The following is a 5,070-nucleotide window of genomic DNA, read 5'->3' as shown; positions in this document are numbered from 1 at the left end:
CCGATCTGGCTCCGGCGCGGCCGCCCCGCCCGCACCCCGTACGAGCCCAGGCCCCCGCCCCGGCGCGGCCTCGGGCGGTTCCGCCCGCACCGGCAAAACAGCAGGAGGTGATGGGCGTTGAGCACCCAGTCCCACCCGATCGCGCCCCGACGCACGTATCTGATCGGCCGCGCCCGCCCCAACGCCGTCATCGGCAAGAACCGCGAGACCGGCGAGATCGCCCTGATCATCGCGGGCGCGTTCCTCGGCATGATGTGCGGCCTCCTGGTCCCCGTCCTGCCGCTGCGCATCGTGACGCTCACCGGCTTCCCGATGCTGGCCCTGGCCGCGGTGTACGTCCCGTACCGCGGCCGGACGTTCTACAAGTGGTTCGAGATCAACCGCAGTTACAAGCGCACCCTGCGGCGGGGGACGACGTACCGCTCCACCGCGCCCGAGGCCGGCATCAGCCTCGACGGCCGCGAGGTGGAGATCGGCCCGCCGCCCGGCATCGGCCGCATCAACTGGCTCGCCGCGCCCTTCGGCCCGGACGAGATCGCCGTACTGCTGCACGCCGACCGCCGCACCGTCACCGCGGCGATAGAGATCGAGGGCCCGGGCGTCGGCCTGCGCGACAGCGAGGACCAGGAGGCCCTGGTCGACCGCTTCGGGACGCTGCTCAAGCACGTCGCGAACGGCGACGGGTTCGTGACCCGCCTGCAGATGCTCGCCCGCACCCTCCCCGCCGACCCGGACGCGCACGCCAAGGACGTAGCCCAGCGCGGCGACCGGAACTCCCCGGCCTGGCTGCAGGACTCCTACGACCAGCTGCAGTCGATGGTCTCCACCTCCTCCGAGCAGCACCGCGCGTACCTCGTCGCCTGCATGCACTACACGCGCGAGCTGGCCGCCGAGGCGGAGACCATGGCCCGCGCGGCCCGCACGCACCACGGCGGGCTGCTCCGAAAGCGCCTGGACAAGGACGCGGGCCTCGCCGTCGTCATGGCCCGCGAGCTGACCGACATCTGCGCCCGCCTTGCCGAGGCCGACATCCGCGTACGCCAGCCCCTCGGCCAGGCCCGGCTCTCGTCCCTCGTGCACTCCATGTACGACCCGGACCACCCCATCGACCACATCCAGGCGATGAGCAAGCGCAACGCCTGGCCGGCCGAGCTGGACGCGATGGAGCCCACGTACCTCCAGGCCAAGACCCGCGAGTCGACGACCCGCGCGCCCTGGTGCCACGCCACCGCGTGGGTCAAGGAGTGGCCGCTGACCCCGGTCGGCGTCAACTTCCTCGCGCCGCTGCTCGTGCACACCCCTGATGTGATCCGTACGGTCGCGGTCTGCATGGACCTCGAGCCGACCGAGGTCGCGATCGAACGCATGCTGACCGAGAAGACCAACGACGACGCGGAAGCCAGCCGCGCGGCCAAGATGAACCGCGTCGTGGACCCGCGCGACGTCGCCCACCACGGCCGCGTCGACCAGCGCGGCGAGGACCTGGCGTCCGGCGCGGCCGGCGTGAACCTCGTCGGTTACCTCACCGTCTCCGCCCGCTCCCCCGAGGCGCTGGCCCGCGACAAGCGGACCATCCGCGCCTCGGCCGGCAAGTCCTACCTCAAGCTGGAGTGGTGCGACCGCGAGCACCACAGGGCATTCGTCAACACGCTTCCGTTCGCGACCGGGATCCGCCGCTAAGCCGCTGGGAGGCGCGTACGTCATGGCCATGCTCGATCCGCTCGCCGCGATCACCGAGGCGTTCACCAGCTTCCTGTTCGGGAAGGTGGAGACGACCAGGCTGCCCGTACGGACCTCCACCGGGCAGGCCCAGGCCGTCTATCTGCCCACCGCGGCGCCAGGTCTCGGCGACTCCGGCGTGATCATCGGCCGCGAGGTGTACAGCGGCAAGGGGTACATCTACGACCCCTTCCAGCTGTACGGCCAGCAGCTGCCCGCCCCGCACTGGCTCGTCCTCGGCGAGTCCGGCAACGGCAAGTCCGCGCTGGAGAAGACGTACGTACTGCGTCAGCTGCGCTTCCGCGACCGCCAGGTCGTCGTCCTGGACGCACAGGGCGAGGACGGCGTCGGCGAGTGGAACCTCATCGCCGAACAGCTCGGCATAACCCCGATCCGGCTGGACCCCACGGCGGCGTTGAACGGCGGCATCCGCCTCAACCCACTGGACCCGTCGATCACCACCACCGGCCAGCTGGCGCTGCTCCGCACGATCATCGAGGTGGCCATGGGCCACGGCCTCGACGAGCGCTCCGGCTTCGCCCTCAAGGTCGCGCACGCGGCTGTGCTCAATGGGTTCGGCTCCGCCGAGGGCAACGAGACCCGCACCGACCGCCAGCCTGTCCTCACCGACATCGTCGAGCAACTCCGCCACCCGAAGCCGGAGTCGGCCGAGGCCATGAACGTCGACCTGGACGACGTACGGGCCTGGGGCCTGGACGTGGCCCTCGTACTGGACCGCCTCGTCGACGGTGACCTCCGCGGCATGTTCGACGGCCCGACCACGGCCGGCATCGACCTCGACGCGCCGCTCATCGTCTTCGACCTCTCCCACATCGACCGCAACTCGATCGCGATGCCGATCCTGATGGCGATCGTGGGCGTCTGGCTGGAGCACACCTGGATCCGCCCCGACCGGAAGAAACGGATCTTCCTGGTCGAGGAGGCCTGGCACATCATCAACTCCCCGTTCGTCGCCCAGCTCTTCCAGCGCCTGCTGAAGTTCGGCCGGCGCCTGGGCCTCTCCTTCGTCGCCGTCGTCCACCACCTCAGCGACGTCGTGGACGGCGCGGCCGCACGGGAGGCGGCGGCCATCCTCAAGATGGCGTCGACGAGGACGATCTACGCCCAGAAGGCGGACGAGGCACGGGCCACGGGGCGGGTCTTGGGCCTCCCACGGTGGGCGGTGGAGATCATCCCCACCCTGACCCCCGGCATCGCGGTCTGGGACGTCAACGGCAACGTCCAGGTCGTCAAGCACCTGATCACCGAGGCCGAACGCCCGCTCGTCTACACCGACCGCGCCATGACCGAGTCCTCCGTGGCCGACGCCTCGGCCCAGCCCACGGACGAGGCCCTGGCCCTGGAGCGCGCGGCGGACGCCGAGGCAGAAGCACGCGCCGAGGCAATGGCCCTGGCCCGCCAGCTCAGCAACGAATCGAGCGAGACGGTGGCATAGAAGGCAGGCCGCAAGCGGCGGGAAGTACGGACGGCACGAAGAACGAGCGCCCGGTAGTCGGTGGCGTAAGAGAGACGGACCGACGGGCGGTACGAAGGACGGGTCGGTGGCGTGAGCGACGGGTACGACCGATACGACCGGCAGGGGCAGGCGTACGGAGCCAACGGAGCCGGTGGCGGCGCGGGCCGGGACGGCGGGGCCGGGCCCCGGCGACGGGAGCGCGGCATCCCCGACTCGTTGCTCGTCGGCGTGCTGGCCTTCCTCCTGGGCCTGACGGTCCTGGTGTGGCTCGCCACGGGACTCTCCGGCCTCTTCGCCCACGGCAGCTGGCCCGACCGGCTGACGTTCACCCGCACCCCCCTCGCCATGCGCGAACTGGTCACCCAGCCGCACGACTTGCCGGCGGCCTGGCCCGATACCCCCGACGGCCAGCTCGCGGGCTACGGCCTCTTCTGGGGCGTCCTCATCAGCGAACTGATGGTCCTCGTCGTCCTCACGATCTTCGCCCTCGGCACGCTCACCCGCTTCCGAGCGGTACGCGCGGAACGCCGCGCGAACCGACTCGCCGAGGGGGCGGCGGTACCGGCCTCGCCCCCGGCGGCCCCGGAAGCGGTCCCTGAGGCGCCGGCCCCGGCCGACGCCTCACCCACAGCCGTAGACGGCCGTAAGACGAGTGCGGAGGTACTGGCCGTACCTGCGGCCGAACCGGCCCCGCAGCCGCCCCTGGACGCCCGTACCGACGCCCCTACCGGCATCCCCACCGGCGTTCCCGCCAGTGCCGTCACGGACACCCCCGCGCTCCCCCGCGTCCACTATCACCACCGCTCCGAGCGCCCCGCTGCCCGCGCCGCCGCGCTCGCCGCGATCACCGCCGCCGAAGGGCCGCTCCTCGTGGCGACGACCGACCCGACGCTCTGGGCCGAGAGCAAAGACGCCCGGGCGAAGCTCGGTCCGCTGCACGCGTACGACCCGCTGCACCTCCTCGACACCCCGGCCCGCCTGCGCTGGTCGCCCACCGCGGGCTGCGAGGACATCGCCGTCGCCGGTACCCGCGCGACCGCCCTCCTCGCCCCCGTCCGCCCGATGAGCACGCTCGACTCGGCCCTGGCGGACGCCGCTGAGACGTTGCTGCGCTGCTGGCTGCACGCGGCCGCCGTGGACGGCAGGCCGTTCCGGCAGATCCACCGCTGGGCCCAGGGCAGCGGCGCCGCGCACGAGCCCGTACGCATCCTCCGTACGAACTCCAAGGCCGCGGCCGGCCGCGCCGGCGAGCTGGAGTCCGTACTGACCGCCCACCCCGAACGCCGCGACATGGCCCAGCAATTGGTCGCCCGCGCGCTCGCCGCCCTCTCCTCCGTCCACATCCGGGACGCCTGCAATCCGGGGCGGGCCGATGCGCTCGCGCTTGATTCCTACGTGGCGGAAGGGGGAACGCTCTACGTAGTGGGCGAGTCGATCGAGGACCCGCGTACGACACCGGGTGCGATGCCTTTGCTCACCGCACTCGTCTCGAGCGTGGTCGAGCGCGGCCGCCGCATGGCCGAACGGTCATCTGACGGTCGCCTCGACCCACCACTCACCCTGGTCCTCGACGACATCGCAGCCCTCGCCCCGATCCCCGCGCTCCCCGCGCTCCTCGAATCGGGCGCCGCCCAGGGCCTCCTGACCCTCGCCACCCTCCGCTCCCCCGAACAGTCCCGCACCCGCTGGCCCCACGCCCCCCTGCCGGCCTGAGCGCCGGTCCAGGCCGGGGGCTCGGCCCGTCTGGCCTGTGCCCTACCGCACTATTGCCGTGGCCCTAAACGCAGAAAAGCCCCGCACCATGAGGTGCGGGGCTTTCCCACAATGATTGTTCGGCGGCGTCCTACTCTCCCACAGGGTCCCCCCTGCAGTAC

Annotated in this window: 3 protein-coding genes; all 3 read left to right on the top strand. The window is 71.9% G+C overall.

Features of this window, described 5'->3' with window-relative positions:
• Positions 1-117: 117 nt before the first annotated feature.
• Positions 118-1,680 (top strand): SCO6880 family protein, encoded by a 1,563-nt coding sequence (locus ABT381_RS34995; protein WP_351601893.1) that lies wholly within the window; start codon positions 118-120, stop codon positions 1,678-1,680.
• A 28-nt stretch (positions 1,681-1,708) separates the two neighbouring features.
• Complete coding sequence (locus ABT381_RS34990) at positions 1,709-3,175, top strand: ATP-binding protein (protein ID WP_351601899.1); 1,467 nt, start codon at positions 1,709-1,711, stop codon at positions 3,173-3,175.
• Positions 3,176-3,286: 111 nt separating this feature from the next.
• Positions 3,287-4,909, top strand: a complete 1,623-nt coding sequence (locus ABT381_RS34985; RefSeq protein WP_467754851.1) for a type IV secretory system conjugative DNA transfer family protein — start codon at positions 3,287-3,289, stop codon at positions 4,907-4,909.
• Positions 4,910-5,070: the final 161 nt, after the last annotated feature.

Source organism: Streptomyces sp. NPDC000151 (genome assembly GCF_040301705.1).
Taxonomy (GTDB): domain Bacteria; phylum Actinomycetota; class Actinomycetes; order Streptomycetales; family Streptomycetaceae; genus Streptomyces.
Note: the sequence above shows the minus strand (reverse complement) of the source record. Positions and strands in the feature narration are given on the sequence as shown.

Bases quoted from the DNA above. Each gene is read 5' to 3' on its own strand.
- ABT381_RS34990 (WP_351601899.1), top strand. From the start codon at position 1,709: ATGCTCGATCCGCTCGCCGCGATCACCGAGGCGTTCACCAGCTTCCTG.